21 protein-coding genes are annotated in these 17,919 nt (G+C 72.0%); 12 read left to right on the top strand and 9 right to left on the bottom strand.

Annotated elements, in window-relative coordinates; genetic code table 11:
• Positions 1 to 112: 112 nt before the first annotated feature.
• Positions 113 to 1,051 carry a phosphoserine phosphatase SerB gene (gene serB / locus Q0283_RS15455; RefSeq protein WP_298045447.1) on the top strand — a complete coding sequence of 313 codons (939 nt, stop codon included), beginning with the start codon at positions 113 to 115 and terminating at the stop codon, positions 1,049 to 1,051.
• Between the two features lie 10 nt (positions 1,052 to 1,061).
• Here the strand turns inward: serB and Q0283_RS15450 are convergent, their stop codons facing one another.
• The gene (locus Q0283_RS15450) at positions 1,062 to 1,880 is read right to left on the bottom strand and encodes an SDR family oxidoreductase (protein ID WP_183525842.1); all 819 of its coding nucleotides are present in this window, start codon (positions 1,878 to 1,880) and stop codon (positions 1,062 to 1,064) included.
• A gap of 5 nt (positions 1,881 to 1,885) precedes the next feature.
• Entirely contained in the window at positions 1,886 to 2,620 is a 735-nt protein-coding gene (locus Q0283_RS15445) for a beta-ketoacyl-ACP reductase (RefSeq protein WP_183525839.1), read from the bottom strand.
• A 119-nt stretch (positions 2,621 to 2,739) separates the two neighbouring features.
• Here Q0283_RS15445 and Q0283_RS15440 point away from each other — a divergent pair, with 119 nt between their 5' ends.
• Genes Q0283_RS15440 through Q0283_RS15430 form a run of 3 tightly spaced genes read left to right on the top strand, consistent with a single transcriptional unit; the run spans position 2,740 to position 4,401 of the window.
• A complete protein-coding gene (locus Q0283_RS15440) occupies positions 2,740 to 3,213 on the top strand; it encodes a DUF3099 domain-containing protein (protein WP_298045444.1) in 474 nt (157 codons plus the stop codon).
• Positions 3,210 to 3,497, top strand: coding sequence for a hypothetical protein (locus Q0283_RS15435; RefSeq protein WP_183525833.1), 288 nt, complete (start codon positions 3,210 to 3,212; stop codon positions 3,495 to 3,497). Before Q0283_RS15440 ends, Q0283_RS15435 begins: the two co-directional genes overlap by 4 nt.
• Entirely contained in the window at positions 3,490 to 4,401 is a 912-nt protein-coding gene (locus tag Q0283_RS15430) for an SURF1 family protein (protein WP_298045443.1), read from the top strand. The genes Q0283_RS15435 and Q0283_RS15430 overlap by 8 nt, the downstream gene beginning before the upstream one ends.
• A gap of 32 nt (positions 4,402 to 4,433) precedes the next feature.
• On the opposite strand, the gene abc-f is transcribed toward Q0283_RS15430, so the two are convergent.
• Positions 4,434 to 6,032 carry a ribosomal protection-like ABC-F family protein gene (gene abc-f, locus Q0283_RS15425; protein ID WP_010142583.1) on the bottom strand — a complete coding sequence of 533 codons (1,599 nt, stop codon included), beginning with the start codon at positions 6,030 to 6,032 and terminating at the stop codon, positions 4,434 to 4,436.
• Between the two features lie 102 nt (positions 6,033 to 6,134).
• Between abc-f and Q0283_RS15420 the strand changes: the two genes are divergently transcribed.
• From Q0283_RS15420 to Q0283_RS15405, 4 genes are read left to right on the top strand one after another with little or no spacing between them, the layout of a single operon-like run.
• Positions 6,135 to 6,767, top strand: a complete 633-nt coding sequence (locus Q0283_RS15420; RefSeq protein WP_298045441.1) for a biotin transporter BioY — start codon at positions 6,135 to 6,137, stop codon at positions 6,765 to 6,767.
• Between the two features lie 5 nt (positions 6,768 to 6,772).
• On the top strand, positions 6,773 to 7,585 hold the full coding sequence (locus tag Q0283_RS15415) for an energy-coupling factor ABC transporter ATP-binding protein (RefSeq protein WP_298045440.1): 813 nt from the start codon (positions 6,773 to 6,775) through the stop codon (positions 7,583 to 7,585).
• On the top strand, positions 7,582 to 8,256 hold the full coding sequence (locus tag Q0283_RS15410) for a CbiQ family ECF transporter T component (RefSeq protein WP_183525821.1): 675 nt from the start codon (positions 7,582 to 7,584) through the stop codon (positions 8,254 to 8,256). The genes Q0283_RS15415 and Q0283_RS15410 overlap by 4 nt, the downstream gene beginning before the upstream one ends.
• A complete protein-coding gene (locus tag Q0283_RS15405; RefSeq protein ID WP_183525818.1) occupies positions 8,253 to 9,182 on the top strand; it encodes a neutral zinc metallopeptidase in 930 nt (309 codons plus the stop codon). Before Q0283_RS15410 ends, Q0283_RS15405 begins: the two co-directional genes overlap by 4 nt.
• Positions 9,183 to 9,286: 104 nt before the next feature.
• Here Q0283_RS15405 and Q0283_RS15400 read toward each other — a convergent pair whose 3' ends face one another.
• The 6 genes from Q0283_RS15400 to Q0283_RS15375 form a co-directional block, all read right to left on the bottom strand.
• Positions 9,287 to 9,613, bottom strand: coding sequence for a metal-sulfur cluster assembly factor (locus tag Q0283_RS15400; protein WP_010142577.1), 327 nt, complete (start codon positions 9,611 to 9,613; stop codon positions 9,287 to 9,289).
• A gap of 10 nt (positions 9,614 to 9,623) precedes the next feature.
• Positions 9,624 to 10,388 (bottom strand): Fe-S cluster assembly ATPase SufC, encoded by a 765-nt coding sequence (gene sufC / locus Q0283_RS15395; protein WP_010142576.1) that lies wholly within the window; start codon positions 10,386 to 10,388, stop codon positions 9,624 to 9,626.
• A gap of 73 nt (positions 10,389 to 10,461) precedes the next feature.
• Positions 10,462 to 10,797, bottom strand: a complete 336-nt coding sequence (locus tag Q0283_RS15390) for a non-heme iron oxygenase ferredoxin subunit (protein WP_183525815.1) — start codon at positions 10,795 to 10,797, stop codon at positions 10,462 to 10,464.
• Positions 10,797 to 12,026 (bottom strand): Fe-S cluster assembly protein SufD, encoded by a 1,230-nt coding sequence (sufD, locus tag Q0283_RS15385; RefSeq protein WP_183528348.1) that lies wholly within the window; start codon positions 12,024 to 12,026, stop codon positions 10,797 to 10,799. Before sufD ends, Q0283_RS15390 begins: the two co-directional genes overlap by 1 nt.
• A gap of 74 nt (positions 12,027 to 12,100) precedes the next feature.
• On the bottom strand, positions 12,101 to 13,561 hold the full coding sequence (gene sufB, locus Q0283_RS15380) for a Fe-S cluster assembly protein SufB (RefSeq protein ID WP_298045438.1): 1,461 nt from the start codon (positions 13,559 to 13,561) through the stop codon (positions 12,101 to 12,103).
• Between the two features lie 34 nt (positions 13,562 to 13,595).
• A complete protein-coding gene (locus Q0283_RS15375) occupies positions 13,596 to 14,396 on the bottom strand; it encodes a metalloregulator ArsR/SmtB family transcription factor (RefSeq protein ID WP_221243354.1) in 801 nt (266 codons plus the stop codon).
• A gap of 178 nt (positions 14,397 to 14,574) precedes the next feature.
• Between Q0283_RS15375 and Q0283_RS15370 the strand changes: the two genes are divergently transcribed.
• The 4 genes from Q0283_RS15370 to Q0283_RS15355 all read left to right on the top strand — a co-directional run.
• Entirely contained in the window at positions 14,575 to 15,630 is a 1,056-nt protein-coding gene (locus tag Q0283_RS15370; RefSeq protein ID WP_298045437.1) for an ABC transporter ATP-binding protein, read from the top strand.
• Positions 15,627 to 16,412: an ABC transporter permease gene (locus Q0283_RS15365; protein WP_298045436.1), complete on the top strand. Its 786-nt coding sequence runs from the start codon at positions 15,627 to 15,629 to the stop codon at positions 16,410 to 16,412. The genes Q0283_RS15370 and Q0283_RS15365 overlap by 4 nt, the downstream gene beginning before the upstream one ends.
• Before the next feature lie 67 nt (positions 16,413 to 16,479).
• Positions 16,480 to 17,514, top strand: a complete 1,035-nt coding sequence (locus tag Q0283_RS15360; protein WP_298045435.1) for a heme A synthase — start codon at positions 16,480 to 16,482, stop codon at positions 17,512 to 17,514.
• Between the two features lie 36 nt (positions 17,515 to 17,550).
• Positions 17,551 to 17,919: GNAT family N-acetyltransferase (locus Q0283_RS15355; RefSeq protein WP_298045434.1), on the top strand; the 369-nt coding region annotated here is incomplete at its 3' end.

Genomic DNA, 17,919 nt, shown 5'->3' with positions numbered 1-17,919 from the left:
GAGGGGACGAGGGTCGAAGGGGCATGACTGGCGCGCTGGAGTCCGTCAGAAGGGTTGGTCATGCCTCAAACACTAGGCTAGGAGGACCCTTCCCAGCACGAAAGGCCACGGCATGGCGCCCATTGCATCCTTCACCGCAGCAGTCACCGACGACGACGGACTCACCCCGGCCTCCCGGCCCGGGGCCGCGACCGACCGGGTCCTCGTCTACCTCCCCGGGGAGGCCGGTCCCGCCGCCGGTGGGCCGGGCCGCGATGACGCGCCGGTCGGGGTGCCCGCCCACGCGGAACCGGTCTCCGGCGTCGGCTTCCACGGCTGGCGCTGGGACGTCCCCGCCGGGGAGCCGGCCGGCCGGCCGGATCCGGCCCTGCTGCCCCACGGCGCGGCCGTGGCGGTGGTGCCCGCGGAGGCCGTCACGGCCACGCCCAGGATGCTGGTGATGGACGTGGACTCCACGCTGATCCGCCAGGAGGTCATCGAGCTGCTGGCCGCGTATGCCGGGCGCGAGGCGGAGGTCACGGAGGTCACGGAGGCCGCCATGCGGGGTGAGGTGGACTTCGCCCAGTCGTTGCACCAGCGGGTGCAGGCCCTGGCCGGGCTGGAGGAGGACGTCATCGCGAAGGTGGCGGCCGCCGTCGAGCCGCAGGACGGGGCCCGCGAGGTGATCACCGCGTTCCGCGACGCCGGCTGGGAGGTGTGCGCGGTCTCGGGCGGCTTCACCCAGGTGCTGGCGCCGCTGGCCGCCGACCTCGGGCTGACCCGCTACCGGGCCAACGACCTGGAGATCGTGGACGGCCGGCTGACCGGGCGCGTGACCGGGGCCGTCGTGGACAGTGCCGTCAAGGCGCGGATGCTGCGCGCGTGGTCCGCGGAGGCCGGGGTGGACCCTGCCGGGGTGATCGCCGTGGGCGACGGCGCGAACGACATCGACATGCTGCAGGCCGCAGGGCTGGCCGTGGCGTTCTGCGCCAAGCCCGCCCTGCGCCCGCACGCCGATGTCGAGCTGGACGTGCCGTCGCTGGACGTCGTCCGGGTGCTCGCCGGCCTCTGAGGGCCCCGCGTCAGCGGTGGTCGGGATCGCCGCCGGCGGCCTCGAGAAAGTCCTGGGCCCCGCCCACGTACTCGGTGTGTCCGGCCGGCAGGTCCCGGCCCACGAGGGAGGCCACCTCGGCGGCGAACTCCTCGACCGAGTACAGCTTCCCGGCCGCCTCGCGCCGGGCCTCGATGGCCCCGGGCTCGGCCCGGTTGAGCATCGTGGCCGTGATGGTTCCCTCGATCATGTCCCCGGACACCACCACGAGGGTGATGCCCTTCTCGCGCAGCGCGGGGATGCGCTCCCGCAGGGCGGTCTCGCCGGCACGCTTGGAACGGGCCACCGGCACATAGGCGTCCATGGTGGGGACCGCGTCGATGAAGTGCGCCTGGTGGCTGGTGACGAAGACCACCTGCGAGCCGGAGGGCATGACCTCGGCGGCGGCCTCGAGCATGGCGACCTGGGCGTCGCGGTTCAGCACGTTCGCGTAGTCCTCGCCCATGGAGGACTCCATCCCCCCGGAGGCGTTGAGCACCAGGATGTCCAGGGAGCCGAAGGCCGAGAGGGCGGCGTCCACCATGGCCTGGCGGCCCTCGGCGGTGGTGATGTCCGCGCCCACGGCGACGGCGCGGCCGCCGGCCTCCTCGATCGAGGCCACCACCTTGTTCGCCCGGGGCGCCTTCTGCCGGTAGTTGACCACGACGCCGGCCCCCCGGGCGGCGAGCAGTCGCGCGGTGTCGGCGCCCACACCACGGCTGGAGCCGGTGACGATGGCGCCCTTGCCGGCGAGGTCCTGGGTGGTCTGGGTGCTCTGGGTGCCCTCGGCACCCGTGTTCTCGGAAGTCATGCGGATCAGTGTCCCATCCCCAGGCCGCCGTCCACGGGGATGACGGCACCGGAGATGTAGGAGGCCTCGTCGGAGGCGAGCCACCGCACCACGCCGGCAACCTCGGACGGCTCGGCGAAACGGCCGGCGGGGATCTGCGTCTTGTACTGCTTCTGCAGGTCCTCGCCCAGGGCCTGGGTCATCTCGGTGTCGATGTACCCGGGGGCCACCACGTTGGCCGTGATGTTCCGGGAACCGAGTTCGCGGGTGAGTGAGCGGGCCATGCCGACCAGGCCGGCCTTGGAGGAGGCGTAGTTGATCTGTCCCGGCGAGCCCATCAGGCCGACGACCGAGGAGATCAGCACCACGCGGCCCTTCTTCTTGCGAATCATGCCCTTGGAGGCGCGCTTGAGCACCCGGAAGGCACCGGTGAGGTTGGTGTCGATGACCGAGGTGAAGTCCTCCTCGCTCATCCGCAGCAGCAACTGGTCCTGGGTGATCCCCGCGTTGGCCACGAGCACCTCGACCGGGCCGTGGGCCGCCTCGACCTCGGAGAAGGCCCGGTCCACCGAGTCGGCGTCCGTGACGTCGGCCTGCACCGCGAACAGCCCGTCCGGGGCCTGCCCGGACCGCGAGGTGACGGCCACCCGGTCCCCGTTGTCCCGGAAGGCCTGCGCGATGGCCAGGCCGATGCCCCGGTTGCCACCGGTGACCAGGACGCTGCGCCCGCCCGTCGAATCCTGCGTGCTTGCCTCGGCCATGGTTCCTCCTGGGTCGGTCCTGCTTCTTCGGTGCCCCACTCTAGGGCGGAAAGTGGGACAATGGACGACAGGCCCGGACACGCCGGCCACCGATTCCCCACCGCTCAGGAGCCTGCCCCATGTCCATCCGTCACGCCGAGACCGGTCGCCAGACCGGGCACCCCCGGCGAGACCGCTCCGAGGACGTCCAGCGCATCACCAGCGCACCGGCACCGGGCCACGTCGACCGCGACGCCCGCTTCGTGCGCTACGCGTGGCAGATGGGGATCCGCACCGTCTGCTTCGTGCTGGCCTTCTTCACGACCGGCTGGGTGCAGATCGTCTTCTTCGTCCTGGCCATCGTGCTGCCGTACATCGCGGTGGTCCTGGCCAATGCCGGCACCGTCTCCAACGGCGAGGCGCTGGACGCCGTGCCCCGGGCCAGCGCCCAGGAACTCACGAACCGGCTGCAGCTGGACGCCGGGCCGGAGACCCTGGTGGGAACCACCACGGACGATCCGCCGGCGGGCGCCCGGCCGACCGGGCCCCGCGTCCAGCCGGAACCGCGCCCCCTGCCGGAACCGGGCAACGATCGGGACCACCGCGCCGCATGAACGACCGTGACCTCCTGGGTGCCCTGGACGGCACCGCCTCCGCCACGCCCGGCCCGGCGACCGCGCCGCCCTCGGGACCGGACGGGTCCGGCGGACCGGCCCGGGCGGAGTGCTCCCGCAAGGGGTGCCGGCAGGACGCCGCCTGGCTCCTGGAATGGAACAACCCCCGCATCCACGCGCCCGAGCGGCGCAAGACCTGGCTGGCCTGCCCGGAGCACCGGGACTGGCTCGCCGACTACCTGCGGTCCCGGGGACTGCTGAAGGACGTGCTCCCGCTTGACTGAACCCGAGGCGCAGACGCCGAAGCGTGCCCGGCTCGACTACCGCTTCCTCATCTCCCCGCAGTGGCTCGGCGGGCTGGCCTTCTGCGCCGTCTTCGCCGTCGCCTGCGCCCTGCTGGGCCAATGGCAGATGGACCGGCGCATGGAGGCCGTGGCCGAGATCAACAAGGTCCTGCAGAACTACGACGAGCCGGCCGTCCCGCTGGCCTCGAACGCCACGGTGTTCACCGACTTCCAGCCCCACCAGCAGTGGACCCCCGTGGAGATGGAGGGCGAGTACCTCGAGGAGGACACCCGGATCGTGCGCAACCGCCCGCTGGCCGGCAAGCCGGGCTACGAGGTCCTCGTGCCCTTCCGCGCGGACACCGGGGACGTGATCGTGGTCAACCGCGGCTGGCTGCCGATCGGTGACACCCCCGGCCGGCCCGACGTCGTCCCCTCCCCGCCCGCGGGCGAGGTCACGGTCGTGGTCCGGGCCAAGCCGGGCGAGCCCGACCTGGGCCGGGACGCCCCCGAGGGCCAGCTCGCCTCGATCGACCTGGTCGCCTTCACGGACAGCGTCGGTTACCCCGTGGCCGACACCGCCTACGGTCAGCTGGCGGACGAGACCCCCGCCCCCGCGGTGGGCATGCAACAGCCGCCCAAGCCCCCGCTGGACGAGGGACCGCACCTGTCCTACTCGCTGCAGTGGTTCATGTTCGGGCTGATGAGCTTCGTGGTCTGGGGCTACATGGCCCGGCAACGGGCCCTCAACGACCGCGACGACCGCGAGCAGGGACTGACCGAGGACGACGGGTACCTCTCCGCCTACCGGGCTCCGAAGTCGAGGCCGGCCCGCCGCCGCGGCGGGCGGCCGACCGACGAGGAGGCCGAGGACGCGCTCCTCGACGCCGCCGAGTCACGCTGAGCACGCTGAGGGCGCGCCGGCCGGTCCGCCGGTCAGGCCAGCGTGATGAGGTCCTGGTAGGAGCTGTTCCAGAGGTCCTCCACCCCGTCCGGCAACAGGACCACGCGCTCCGGGTCGAGCGCCTCCACCGCGCCCTCGTCGTGGGTGACCAGCACGACCGCACCCTCGTAGGTCCGCAGGGCGTTGAGGATCTCCTGGCGTGAGGCCGGGTCCAGGTTGTTCGTCGGCTCGTCCAGCAGCAGCACGTTCGCGCTGGAGGCCACGAGGGTGGCCAGGGCGAGGCGGGTCTTCTCGCCGCCGGAGAGCACGCCGGCCGGCTTGGCCACGTCGTCGCCCTGGAACAGGAAGGAGCCCAGGATGTTGCGCACCTCGGTGTCCGCCAGGTCCGGGGCCGCGGTCTTCATGTTCTCCAGGACGGTGCGATCGGTGTCCAGCGTCTCGTGCTCCTGGGCGTAGTAGCCGAGCTTGAGGCCGTGACCGGCGATCACCTCGCCCGTGTCCGGTGTGTCGATGCCCGCCAGCATCCGCAGCAGCGTCGTCTTGCCGGCACCGTTGAAGCCGAGGATCACCACCCGAGAACCGCGGTCGATCGCCAGGTCCACCCCGGCGAAGATCTCCAGGGAGCCGTAGGACTTGGACAGGTCCTGCGCCGTCAGCGGCGTCTTGCCGCACTTGGCCGGTTCCGGGAAGCGGATCGCCGCGACCTTGTCCGCGGCCCGCTCCCCCTCCAGGCCCTGCATCATGCGCTCGGCGCGCTTGATCATGTTCTGCGCGGCGACCGCCTTGGTCGCCTTGGCGCGCATCTTGTTGGCCTGGTCCATCAGGTGGCTGGCCTTCTTCTCCGCGTTCGAGAACTCGCGCTTGCGCCGGGCCTGGTCCTGCTCGCGCTGCAGCAGGTAGTTCTTCCACCCCATGTTGTACTGGTCGATCACCTGGCGGTTGGCGTCCAGGTAGAGGACCTTGTTGACGGTCATCTCCATCAGGTCCACGTCGTGGCTGATGACGATGAAACCGCCCGGGTAGGACTTCAGGAACTCCCGCAGCCACACGATCGAGTCGTGGTCCAGGTGGTTGGTCGGCTCGTCCAGCAGCAGGACGTCCGCGTCCGAGAAGAGGATCCGGGCCAGCTCCACGCGGCGGCGCTGGCCGCCGGAGAGGGTGTGCAGGGGCTGGTCGAGGATGCGGTCCGGCAGGCCGAGGTTGGCACAGATCGTGGCGGCCTCGGACTCGGCGGCGTATCCGCCCGACGTCGTGAACTCCGCCTCGAGCCGGCCGTACCGGTGCATCGCCTTCTCGCGGATCGCATCGTCCGGGTTGGCCATGTCGTCCTCGGCCTGGCGCATGCGCCGGATGATCTGGTCGAGCGAGCGCGCCGAGAGGATCCGGTCCCGCGCCGTCTGGTCCATGTCCTCGACCTTGGGGTCCTGGGGGAGGTAGCCGACCGAGCCGCGGCGCGTGACGTGGCCGCCCGTGGGCTGTCCCCCACCGGCCAGGACCTTGGTCAGGGTGGTCTTGCCGGCACCGTTGCGGCCCACCAGTCCGACCTTGTCCCCGCGATCGACCTTGAACGTGACCCCGTCCATGAGCAGACGCGCACCCACGCGGAGTTCGAGGTCTGTGACAGCAAGCACGGGGGGATCTCCTTGGACGGCCTAGACTGTCCGCCGAGGCGGGCGGAACCCGTCAAGTCTACCGTCGAGCCACGCCGGTACCGTCCGTACAGGAGCTGAACCATGAGCCAAGCAGTCCAGAGCGCCCAGCGCACGTCATTGACGGTGCCCACGCAGGTGGCCCTGGCCGGGGTGTTCGCGGCGCTGATCGCGGTGTGCTCGATGCTGCCCCCGATCCCGGTGGGCGGTTTCGGGGTGCCGATCACCCTGCAGACGTTCGCGGTGATGCTCACCGGCCTGATCCTGGGGGCCCGCCTGGGCTTCCTGTCGGTGCTGCTCTACCTCGTGGTGGGGCTGGCCGGGCTGCCGGTGTTCTCCGGGTTCAACGCCGGGATCGGCGTGCTGGCCGGGCCCTCGGCCGGGTACCTGCTGGCCTTCCCGCTGGCGGCCGGCCTGGCCGGGGCGCTGTCCACGGTGGTGCTGCGCCGCGGCCAGACCGCCGCCGCCCGGGGCGCGGGCCGGATGGGCTTCGGCTGGTGGGCCCTGGTGTGGCTGTGCGCGATGGTGGCCTCCTTCGTGTTCATCCACCCGATGGGCATCGCCGGGATGATGCTCGCCCTCGACCTGGACCTGGCCACCGCGCTGGGGGCCGACATGGTGTTCTGGCCCGGGGACGTGGTCAAGAACGTGCTGGCCACGGCGGTGGCCGTTACCGTCATCCGGGCCTTCCCGGCCCTGGCCCTGCGCCGGTTCTGAGCCGGATGCCCACCGCGGGGCCGGACCCGGTCATCGAGCTGCGCGGGGCGGTCGTCGACCTGCCCGGCGCGGCCCCGGCCCCCGGGCAGGGAACCGGGGCCGCCCCCGGGACCCTGCGCATCCTCGGGCCGGTGGACACGGTCCTGGCCGAACCGGTCACCGCGGTGATCGGGGCCAACGGATCGGGCAAGTCGACCCTGGTCCGCCTGCTCAACGGGCTGGTCCAGCCCTCGGCGGGCACCGTCACGGTGCACGGACTGGACACCGTCGCCCGGGTCGACGAGGTACGGTCCCGCACCGGGTTCATGTTCACCGACCCGCTGGTGCAACTGGTCATGCCCACGACGGGTGAGGACGTCGAGCTCTCCCTGCGCCGGAGCATCCGCCACCGGGGCGAACGGCGCCGCGCCGCCGAGGCGGTCCTGGCCGAGCACGGACTGGCCGGGCTGGCCCACCGCAGCATCTACGACCTCTCCGGTGGCCAGCGCCAGCGCCTGGCCCTGGCCACCGTGCTGGCCACGGACCCCGCGCTGCTGGTGGCCGACGAGCCGACCACCCTGCTGGACCTGGACTGGACCCTGGAGGTCCAGGACCTGCTGCTCTCCCTGCCCGGCAGCGGCCGGTGCCGCCAGCTCGTCTACACCACCCACGACCTGGACTTCGCCGCCCGGGCCGACCGGTGCCTGGTCGTGGCCGGCGGGCGCATCGTCCACGACGACGACGGGCCCGGGGCGGTGGCCTGGTACCGCCGGGACGTCCACGACCGACGTGCCGCCCGCACCCGGCCCGGAGCCGGCCGCCAGGAGCGCGCACGGTGAACCTGCTCGACCACCGGCCCGGCACCTCCCCGGTCCACCGGGCACCCCTGGGCGTGAAGTACGCGGTGCTGCTGGTGCTGACCGTGGTCCTGGTGGCCTGGCGCCAGCCCGTGGTGGTCGGCGCCGTGCTCGCCGGGGTCCTCGGCCTGTACCTGCTGGCCCGGCTGCCCGGAGAGTTCCTGGCCCCCTGGCGCCGCGGCTGGCCCCTGCTGGCCTTCGCCGGCGTGGCCCGCTTCGCCTCCGGGGTGTTCGGGCCGGTCCCCCTGTCCCCGCTGGACGCCCTCGGGCCGGCGCTGGTGGTCATGGCCGCCGTCTTCGGCGCGCTGGCCGCCGCCCGGCTGCTGGTGATCACCACCCCCGGCACGGAACTGCTGGACGGCCTGGCCCACTTCTTCGGCGCGTTCCGCCGGTTCGGGGTCAACCCGGAGGCCGCCGCCCTGGCCGTGAACGTCATGCTGCGCACGATCCCCTGGGTAGGCGCCGCCGTGCGCGCCCACGCGGAGGCCCTGGCCTCCCGGGGCCTGCGCCGCGGGCCCGTGCGCCTCATGGGACCGGTGCTCGTGGCCACGGTCGGCCACGCCCGAGCCACCGGGGAGGCCCTGGCCGCCCGCGGGCTGCCCGCCGCACCCGAGCCGAAGCCTCCGGGGCCGGACTACACTCGGGGCGCATGAGCTTCAATGACAACGTCCGGCTGGACCCCTCCCGCGTCCGAGACTCCCGGGGCCGCGGTGGTGGCGGCCGGGCGGGGCGCGGCGGAACCGTCGCCATCGGTGGCGGCACCGGCCTGCTGGTGCTGCTGCTGGCGATCTTCGCCCCCGGACTGGCCGAGCAGCTCGGACTGACCGGCCCGTCGCCGGAGACGTCCCAGTACGAGCCCGTCGGCCCGGCGGCGTCCGCCACCTGCCGCACCGGGGAGGCGGCGAACGAGCGGACCGACTGCCGGATCATCGCCACGGTCGAGTCCGCCGACGCCTTCTGGGATCCCCACCTGGCGGAGTACAACGTCACCTGGCGGCCCCCCGGAGTGGAGCTGTTCGGCGGTCAGGTCAACACGGCCTGCGGCATGGCCACCTCGGACGTCGGCCCGTTCTACTGCCCGGGCGATGAGACGGCGTACTTCGACACGGACTTCTTCGGCCTGCTGCAATCGCGGTTCGGGGCCTCCGGCGGCCCCCTGGCCGAGGAGTACGTGGTCGCCCACGAGTACGGCCACCACATCCAGAACATCATCGGCTACCTGCAGTACTCGCAGTCCGGCGGCACCGGGCCGGAGTCCGGGGCGGTGCGCGTGGAACTGCAGGCGGACTGCTACGCCGGGATGTGGGCCGGGCACGCGGTGCGCACCGTGGACCCCGAGTCGGGCGACCCGTTCCTGGATCCCCTCACCCAGACCGACCTGCGGGACGCGCTCTCCGCGGCGGCCGCCGTCGGGGACGACCGCATCCAGCAGTCCACGACCGGTCGCGTGCTGCCCGAGGCCTTCACGCACGGCACCTCCGAGCAGCGGATGGCCTGGTTCATGCACGGCTACGAGTCCGGGGACGTCAACCAGTGCAACACCCTGGACCACCCCGACCTGGACGATCCGACGGCCTGAGCCGCCCGTCCTCCCGGGCAGGGACAGTGCCGGGGACGCAGACGAGAACACCCCGGTCCGTGGACCGGGGCGTTCTCGTCTGCGGGGGGGGTGAGGGGTCGGGCTCAGATGTTGAAGCCCAGGGCCCGCATCTGCTCGCGGCCCTCCTCGGTGATCCGCTCCGGGCCCCACGGCGGCATCCAGACCCAGTTCAGCCGCCACTCGTCGACCATGGTGCCGATCTCGTTGCCGATCTGCTCCTCGATCACGTCGGTGAGCGGGCAGGCCGCGGTGGTCAGGGTCATGTCGATGATCAGGGCGCCGTCCTCGGCGTAGTTCATGCCGTAGAGCAGCCCGAGGTCGACGATGTTCACGCCCAGCTCGGGGTCCATGACCTCGTGCAGGGCCTCCCTGATGTCCTCGAGGGAGGTCTGTGCCTGGTCAGTCGTCATGCTGTCCTCCTCAGGCCCCTGCAGCAGCGGTCTCGAAGCGCTCGTAGCCCTCGGCCTCGAGGCGGTCGGCCAGCTCGGCGCCACCGGACTCCGCGACCTTGCCGTCCACGAACACGTGCACGAAGTCGGGCTTGATGTACTGCAGGATGCGGGTGTAGTGGGTGATGAGCAGGGTACCCATCTCATTGGTGGCCTGGGCACGGTTGACGCCCTCGGAGACCACGCGCAGCGCGTCGACGTCCAGGCCGGAGTCGGTCTCGTCCAGCACCGCGAACTTCGGCTTGAACAGCTCGAGCTGCAGGATCTCGACGCGCTTCTTCTCGCCGCCGGAGAAGCCCTCGTTGACGTTGCGGCTGGCGAAGGCGGGATCGATCTTCAGGCCCTCCATGGCGGCCTTGACGTCCTTGGTCCAGTGGCGCAGGGACGGGGCCTCGCCGTCGATGGCGGTCTTGGCGGTGCGCAGGAAGTTGGTCATGGTCACGCCCGGGATCTCGACCGGGTACTGCATCGCCAGGAACAGGCCGGCGCGGGCACGCTCGTCCACGGACATCTCCAGGACGTCCTCGCCGTCGAGCGTGATGGTGCCGGAGGTGACCTCGTAGCGCGGGTGGCCCGCGATGGTGGAGGCCAGGGTGGACTTGCCGGAGCCGTTTGGGCCCATGATGGCGTGGGTCTCACCGGTGTTGATGGTCAGGCTGACGCCCTTGAGGATCTCCTTGGGGCCGTTCTCGGTCTCGATCGAGACGAACAGGTCCTTGATTTCCAGCGTAGACATTCGTGTTCTCCTTGCGGTTCGCCGGTGCCCCGGCGGGAAGTGTGGTTGGGGTGGCTGCGGTGCAGCGCTCGGGCTATGCGACCCGGTTGAGGACTCTGGAGGTGTCCACCCAGATGCCGTCGTCCTCCACGGCGAGGGCATAGACGGCGACCGGCTCGGTCGCGGGCGGCACGTTCGGTTCACCGGTGACGAGGTCGAAGGCCGACCCGTGGCCGATGCACTCCAGGGCGCACCCCTCCACGAACCCCTCGGAGAGGGAGACCTCGCCGTGCGAGCAGGTGTCGTTGAGGGCGTGGAGCGAGCCGTCGGAGGCGCGGACCACGGCGACGGGGATCCCGTCGACCATGAACCGCCTGGCCTCCTCCGGCCCGATCTCGTCCGCGCCGCAGACGCGCTGGCCGGCCGCCATCAGTGGGTCGCCACCTGCAGCTCGGTCTCCATCTGCGCGGTGAGCATCTCCTCGACGTCGGTGATCCCGATCTTCTGGATGATCTCGTTGAGGAAGCCGCGCAGCACGAGCTCGCGGGCCTCCTGCTCCGGGATGCCCCGGGCCATCAGGTAGAAGAGCTGCTCGTCATCGAACTGGGCGGTCGAGGAGGCGTGTCCGGCGCCCTCTATCAGCCCGGTCTCGATCTCCAGGTTCGGCACCGAGTCCACGCGGGTGCCGTCCGTCAGGACGAGGTTCTGGTTCTTCTCGTAGCTGTCGGTGCCCTCGGCCGTCTTGCGGATGAGGACGTCGCCGATCCAGACGGCCCGGGCGTCCTTGCCCTGCAGGGCGCCCTTGTACAGGACGTTGGAGGTGCAGTTCGGGGTCGCGTGGTCCACGAACAGCCGCTGCTCCAGGTGCTGGCCGGCGTCGGCGAAGTACAGTCCGTACATCCGGGCCTCGCCCCCCGTGCCCGCGAAGCGCGAGGTCGGGGTCAGGCGCACCACCGAGCCGCCGTAGGAGACGGTGACGTGCTTGAAGGAGGCGTCCTTGGCGACCTTGGCCTGCTGGGCCGAGGCGTGCACCGCGTCCCCGTCCCAGGCCTGGATCGAGGTGACGTTCAGCCCGGCGCCCTCGCGGACGTCGAACTCCACGTTCTGGCTCACCACGGCGGTGCCGCGGTGGGTGATCACGACGTCGGCGCGGGAGTTGGGCTCGGCGATGATCAGCAGGTGCTGGGCGGCCGGCTCGGAACCCGCGCCGGTGACGTCGATGCGGACCGGGGTGCCGGCCTCGACGCCGGCACCCACGGTGACGACGGTCGCCTCGGCGAAGGAGGCCCAGGCTGCGGCGGACACGCGGTCGTCCGGGGTCAGGGCGGCGCCGAGGCGGGAGTCCTCGCGGGACACCGTCTCGACGGTCACCCCGTCCACGGCACCGACCCCGACCGCCGGGGCGGCGCCGGTCAGCCGGGCGGAGTCGCCCTCGGGCAGGTGCAGACCGGCCAGGCGGTCCAGCGGGGTGAACCGCCAGTCCTCCTCGCGGCCGGTGAGCACGGCGAAGTCGGCCAGCTCGAAGCTGGACCGGCGGTCCGCGCGGGACGAGCCGGCGGTCGCCTGCCGGGCCCCGTCCGCGGGGACCGCGTGAGAGGCGTGGCCGGCGGCGCTGGCCGCGGCGACCTCACCGGAGAGCTTCTCGCCCTCCTCCCCCATGCCGGGGATGACGGGCACTCCGGCGCCGTCCGCGTCGATTTCTTCCGGGGCGGTGTTGACAGTCTGTGACACGCTCAGCCTACCGATCCTTCCATCTGCAGTTCGATCAGCTTGTTCAATTCCAGGGCGTACTCCATCGGCAGCTCGCGCGCGATCGGCTCGATGAAGCCGCGCACGATCATGGCCATGGCCTCGGTCTCGGACATCCCGCGGCTCATCAGGTAGAAGAGCTGCTCCTCGGAGACCTTCGACACCGTGGCCTCGTGGCCCAGGGTCGCGTCGTCCTCGCGGATGTCGATGTACGGGTAGGTGTCCGAGCGGGAGATCGTGTCCACCAGCAACGCGTCGCACACGACCGAGTTGGCGGAGTTCTTCGCGCCCTCCATGACCTGGACCAGGCCACGGTAGGCCGCCCGGCCACCCGAGCGTGCCACCGACTTGGAGACGATGGAGCTGGAGGTGTTCGGGGCCAGGTGCACCATCTTCGAACCGGTGTCCTGGTGCTGGCCGGCACCGGCGAAGGCGATGGACAGGGTCTCGCCCTTGGCGTGCTCGCCGGTCAGGTAGACCGCCGGGTACTTCTGGGTGACCTTGGAGCCGATGTTGCCGTCGATCCACTCCATGGTGGCGCCCTCTTCGGCCACGGCGCGCTTGGTCACCAGGTTGTACACGTTGGTGGACCAGTTCTGGATGGTGGTGTAGCGCACGCGGGCGTTCTTCTTGACGACGATCTCCACGACGGCGGAGTGCAGCGAGTCCGAGTTGTAGATCGGCGCGGTGCAGCCCTCGATGTAGTGGACGTAGGAGTCCTCGTCCGCGATGATCAGGGTCCGCTCGAACTGGCCCATGTTCTCGGTGTTGATGCGGAAGTACGCCTGCAGCGGGATCTCCACGTGGACGCCCTTGGGCACGTACACGAAGGAGCCGCCGGACCAGGTGGCGGTGTTCAGGGCGGCGAACTTGTTGTCGCCCACCGGGATCACGGAGCCGAAGTACTCCTTGAAGATCTCCGGGTACTCCTTCAGGCCGGTGTCGGTGTCCAGGAAGATGACGCCCTGCGCCTCCAGGTCCTCGCGGATCTGGTGGTAGACGACCTCGGACTCGTACTGGGCGGCCACACCGGCGACCAGGCGCTCACGCTCGGCCTCCGGGATGCCGAGGCGCTCATAGGTGTTGCGGATGTCCTCGGGCAGGTCCTCCCAGGACTTCGCCTGGCCCTCGGTCGAGCGCACGAAGTACTTGATGTTGTCGAAGTCGATGCCGGACAGGTCGGCACCCCAGGTGGGCATGGGCTTGCGCTGGAAGTACTTCAGGCCCTTCAGGCGCAGGTTGAGCATCCACTCGGGCTCACCCTTCTTGGCCGAGATGTCGCGCACGACCTCCTCGTTGACGCCGCGGCGCGCGTTGGCACCGGCATCGTCCTGGTCGGCCCAGCCGAACTGGTACGGGCCGATGGCCTCAAGCTCCGGGTTCTTCTCGAGTACCTCGGAGATCACGCCCGGATCGGCGTTCTCCCTGGTGATCTGATCGGTCATCTGAAGCCTCTCTTCGTGGTCGGTGGTCTGGACGTCAGTCGGTGTCCGGAGCCGTGTGGCTGCCGGCGCCGCTGATGGTCTGGGGGCCGGCCCCGTGCCGGCCGGGCGGCTCGGCGTCGCGGCCGAGGGGGACGTGGGTGGTGCACACGTGGCCGCCGGTGGGCAGCGTCGCCAGCCGGCGGACGTCCACCCCGAGCAGCCGGGCGAACAGCTCCGTCTCCTCCTCGCAGAACTGCGGGTAGTCGGCGGCCAGCTCCTGGAGGGGGCAGTGCCCCTGGCAGATCTGGGCCGCCTTGAGGGTCGGGTGCTTCGTGGCGGAGTCGGGCCGCCCGACGAGGCGGACGCTGGCGTGGAAGCCCTCCGCGTCCAGCACCCGCGCCAGGGCGGTGGCGCGGTCCTTCAGGGACGCGGTGGTGCCGATGGCCTCGCGGTAGCGGTCCTCGACGGCGGCGAAGCGCTCCCGCGCGACGGCCCGGACGGCGTCGGGCCCGGCCACCTCGGCCAGGTGCCCCAGGGCCCGGCTGGCCAGCTCGAGGTAGTCGTTGCCCAGGCGGCTCTGGCCCTCGTGGCTGATGACGTAGCGCCGCGAGGGGCGTCCGGCGCCGCGGTTGCCGGCGACGAGCTTGACCTCGACCGCACCCTCCTCGGAGAGGGCGTCCAGGTGCCGGCGGACGGCGGCCGCCGTGAGCCCCAGCAGCTCACCGACCCGGGCCGCGCTGACCGGCCCGTGGGACAGGACCGCCTGCAGCACCCGGTCCCGGGTGCTCTCGCGGGGTCCTTCGACCGTGTCCCCTGCGGGCACGTCGACGTCACTGGAGGAATACACAACCGCCATTTTACCTAATTCGTGGTCAGGCGAAAGTAAGGCGTGCCTTGCCCCGCGAGCGTCCACGGGCGCGGCGCGCGAGGCCCGGCACGCCCCGCACACCGCGCTCGGCCGGGACCTTCCTCGCTTGCCCTAACCCCGCTCTACCTTTCGTAGAAGTCGAGGGGCCCACGGGTACCATGGACGGGTGCCGTTCCCCCTGCCCCCCACCCCTCGCGAGCCCGGTCGCCGGGCCGACGTCGCGGTCGCCGACCGTCAGGCCGGTGGCCCCGTCGCCTCCGCTGCCGGCGCTCCCGCGCCCGCCCTGGTGTCCCTCAACGGCGTCTGCCGGACGGTGCGGAACCGCCGTCGAGGGGACGTGGAGATCCTGCGCGGGGTCGACTTCCAGGCCCGCGCGGGCCAGGTCACCGCGCTGCTCGGGCCCAACGGGGCCGGCAAGACCACCACCCTGACGATCGCCCAGGGACTCGACCGCCCCGACGCCGGCACGGTCGAGCTGCTCGGCCAGGATCCCTGGCGCGCCGGTTCCGCACTGCGCAGCCGGGTGGGGGTGATGCTCCAGGACGGCGGGCTGCCCCCGTCCGCCACGCCGGCCCGGCTGCTGGCGCACGTCGCCTCGCTGTACCGCGAGCCGGCCGACATGGCCGCGCTGGTCGAGCGGCTCGGCATCGGGGAGTTCGCCGGCCGTGACATCCGCCGCCTCTCGGGGGGCCAGCGCCAGCGCGTGGCGCTGGCGGCCGCCCTGGCCGGCCGTCCGCGCGTCGTGTTCCTCGACGAGCCAAGCGCGGGCCTGGACCCCGTGTCCCGCCAGCTGGTGTTCGACCTGATCACCGAGCTGAAGCAGGCGGGGCTGGCCGTGGTGCTCACCACGCACCTGCTCGACGACGCCGAACGGCTGGCCGACCACGTGGTGCTGCTGCGCGAGGGGGTCGTCGAGCGCGCCGGCACCGTCGCCGAGCTCACCGCCCGCTCCGGCCCGGCGCCCCTGTCCTTCACCGTGTCCGTGCCGGTCGGGGAGGCCGTCCTGGCCTCCGCACCGGAGGGGCTCTCCGTCAGCGAGGTGGGCCTGTCCTCCGAGACCGCCGATGCCCCCGGAGGCTGCACCTACCACGTGCTCGGGGTCTCCGACCCGGCGCACTGGGCGGCTCTGGGCGCCTGGTGGAGTGCCGCCGGGCTCATGCCCACGGACGTCCGCCTCATCCACCGCACCCTGGAGGACGTCTTCCTGGAGGTCGCCCCGTGAACACCCGCCTCGACACCCGCCTCGACACCTCCCCCGCCGGGACCTCGAACGCGCGGTCCCTGGCGCGGCGCGTGCTGGCGCAGGGACGCTACGAGACGGTGACCGCCCTGCGCAACGGCGAGCAGTTGCTGATCTCCCTGATCCTGCCGGTGATGGCCCTGTTCGGGGTGGTCTGGGCCGGCCTGCTGGACCGGCCGGACGTCGACGGCGTGGACGTGGCCGTGCCGGGCGTCCTGGCCCTGGCCGTCCTGAGCTCGGCCCTGACGGGGCAGGGCATCGCCACCGGGTTCGACCGGCGCTACGGAGTGCTCGCGTACCTCTCCACCACGCCGCTGGGGCCCGCCGGCCTGATCCTCGGCAAGGCCGTGGCCGTGCTGTCCGTCCTGGTCCTCCAGGTCGTGGTCATCGGCGGTGTCGGCCTGGCCCTGGGCTGGCGTCCGGACCCCGCGGGCATCCCGGCGGCACTGCTGTTCTTCCTGGCCGGCGCGGCGGCCTTCACGGCCATCGGGCTGTTCATCGCGGGCACCGCCCGACCGGAGGCCACGCTGGCCCTGACCAACCTGATGTGGGTGCTGCTCGGCGCCGTGGGCGGCGTGGTCTTCCCGCTGCCGGAGAGCGGGTGGCTGGCCGGGCTGGGCGTCGTCCTGCCCTCGGCGGCGCTCGGCGACGGACTGCGCGCGGCCCTGGGCACCGGTGCCCTCGACGTCGGTGCCCTCCTCACGCTCATCGCCTGGGCGGCACTGGCGACCGCCGGGGCGCTGAGGTGGTTCAAGTGGCGCTGACCCGACCCCGACCCGAACCCCACCGCAGCCGCCGGCTGCCCGACCGACCCGTCCGAAGGACCCGCCCGTGAGCACCCCCACCCAGTCCCCCGCCCCCGGATCCACCGCGACGGCGGCCGGAGCCACCCCGGGCCGGTGGCGCCTGCCGCGGGACATCACCCGCACGACGTACTGGCTCACCGTCATCTCCCTGGTCACCGAGATCGGCATCATCGTCACGGGAGGCGCGGTCCGGCTGACCAAGTCGGGACTGGGGTGCCCCACCTGGCCCAAGTGCACCCCGGAGTCCCTGACCAACACCCCCGAGATGGGCATCCACGGCTACATCGAGTTCGGCAACCGCACCCTGACCTTCGTGGTCGGCATCGCGGCCCTGGCCGTGCTGCTCTGGGTCTGGAACCTGCGCCGCTCACACCGGGGCATCTTCTGGATGTCCGTGGGCATGCTCGCGTGCATCCCCGCCCAGGCCGTCGTCGGCGGGATCACCGTGCTGACCGGACTGAACCCCTGGGTCGTGGCCATGCACTTCCTGGTCTCCTCGGTGATGGTCTGCGTCGCCAGCCTGCTGGTCAACCGGGTGGGCGTGGAATGGCGCCACCGCGAGGCCCTGGCCCGCGGCGAGGGCGAGCAGGCGCCGACGGCGATCGTGGACGGTGAGACCTCCCCGCTGTCGCGGGGCATGGCCACGACGGCCTTCGTCACCGGCTGGGTGGTGCTGTACCTGGGCACCGTGGTCACCGGCACCGGGCCCCACGGTGGCGACGCGGACGCGCCCCGTCACGACTTCGACCCGCTGGTCGTCACCCGCCTGCACGCCCTGCCCGTGTACCTGATGACCGCTGCCGCCCTCGCGCTGCTCGTGGTGGTGCTGCGCCAGCAGTCCTCGCGGCTGCAGCGGATCTCCGCCTGGTCCCTGGTGGGCGTGATCGCCTTCCAGGCGATCATCGGCTACACCCAGCACTTCACCGGCCTGCCGATCTGGCTGGTCCTGCTGCACATGCTGGGCACCGGCCTGGTGGTCTGGGCCGTGACCACCGCCTGGGACCGCCAGGTGTCCGCCTACCGCGCCCGACCGGCCCGGCGGCACGCGACGACGGCCTAGGGCCCCGTGTCCTCCGCCCGCGTGATCCCTGCGGCCATGCCGGCGGTCTCCGAGGCCTCGGACGTCGTCCACGCGGGCCCGCTGTCGGAGCTGGCGGCGTCGACCTTCCCGCTGGCCTGCCCGCCGGGCTCAGCGCCGGAGGACATCCGGTCCTTCATCGCCGCGAACCTGACCGCGGGGCATTTCGCGGCCCACATCCGGGCGGTGGACCGGACCGTGCTGTGGGCCGGCCACGAGGACGGGGAAACGGTGGGGTACTGCCTGCTCGTCCACGGCTCGCAGCCGGCGTTCTCCGAGCCCGCGGCCCTGCGGCACGCGCCGACGGTGGAGCTGAACAAGTTCTACGTGCACGCGGACCACCACGGCCGGGGCGTCTCCGCCCGGCTCATGACGGCCGCCCTGCAG

The organism is uncultured Citricoccus sp. (assembly GCF_937871995.1).
In the GTDB taxonomy this organism is placed as follows: domain Bacteria; phylum Actinomycetota; class Actinomycetes; order Actinomycetales; family Micrococcaceae; genus Citricoccus.
The sequence above is the reverse complement of the archived record's forward strand: the minus strand, read 5'-3'. Positions and strand labels throughout refer to the sequence as shown.

Bases quoted from the DNA above. Each gene is read 5' to 3' on its own strand.
- serB (WP_298045447.1), top strand. From the start codon at position 113: ATGGCGCCCATTGCATCCTTCACCGCAGCAGTCACCGACGACGACGGA.
- Q0283_RS15450 (WP_183525842.1), bottom strand. From the start codon at position 1,880: ATGACTTCCGAGAACACGGGTGCCGAGGGCACCCAGAGCACCCAGACC.
- Q0283_RS15445 (WP_183525839.1), bottom strand. From the start codon at position 2,620: ATGGCCGAGGCAAGCACGCAGGATTCGACGGGCGGGCGCAGCGTCCTG.
- Q0283_RS15440 (WP_298045444.1), top strand. From the start codon at position 2,740: ATGTCCATCCGTCACGCCGAGACCGGTCGCCAGACCGGGCACCCCCGG.
- Q0283_RS15435 (WP_183525833.1), top strand. From the start codon at position 3,210: ATGAACGACCGTGACCTCCTGGGTGCCCTGGACGGCACCGCCTCCGCC.
- Q0283_RS15420 (WP_298045441.1), top strand. From the start codon at position 6,135: ATGAGCCAAGCAGTCCAGAGCGCCCAGCGCACGTCATTGACGGTGCCC.
- Q0283_RS15415 (WP_298045440.1), top strand. From the start codon at position 6,773: ATGCCCACCGCGGGGCCGGACCCGGTCATCGAGCTGCGCGGGGCGGTC.
- Q0283_RS15405 (WP_183525818.1), top strand. From the start codon at position 8,253: ATGAGCTTCAATGACAACGTCCGGCTGGACCCCTCCCGCGTCCGAGAC.
- Q0283_RS15400 (WP_010142577.1), bottom strand. From the start codon at position 9,613: ATGACGACTGACCAGGCACAGACCTCCCTCGAGGACATCAGGGAGGCC.
- sufC (WP_010142576.1), bottom strand. From the start codon at position 10,388: ATGTCTACGCTGGAAATCAAGGACCTGTTCGTCTCGATCGAGACCGAG.
- Q0283_RS15390 (WP_183525815.1), bottom strand. From the start codon at position 10,797: ATGGCGGCCGGCCAGCGCGTCTGCGGCGCGGACGAGATCGGGCCGGAG.
- sufD (WP_183528348.1), bottom strand. From the start codon at position 12,026: ATGGGGGAGGAGGGCGAGAAGCTCTCCGGTGAGGTCGCCGCGGCCAGC.
- sufB (WP_298045438.1), bottom strand. From the start codon at position 13,561: ATGACCGATCAGATCACCAGGGAGAACGCCGATCCGGGCGTGATCTCC.
- Q0283_RS15375 (WP_221243354.1), bottom strand. From the start codon at position 14,396: ATGGCGGTTGTGTATTCCTCCAGTGACGTCGACGTGCCCGCAGGGGAC.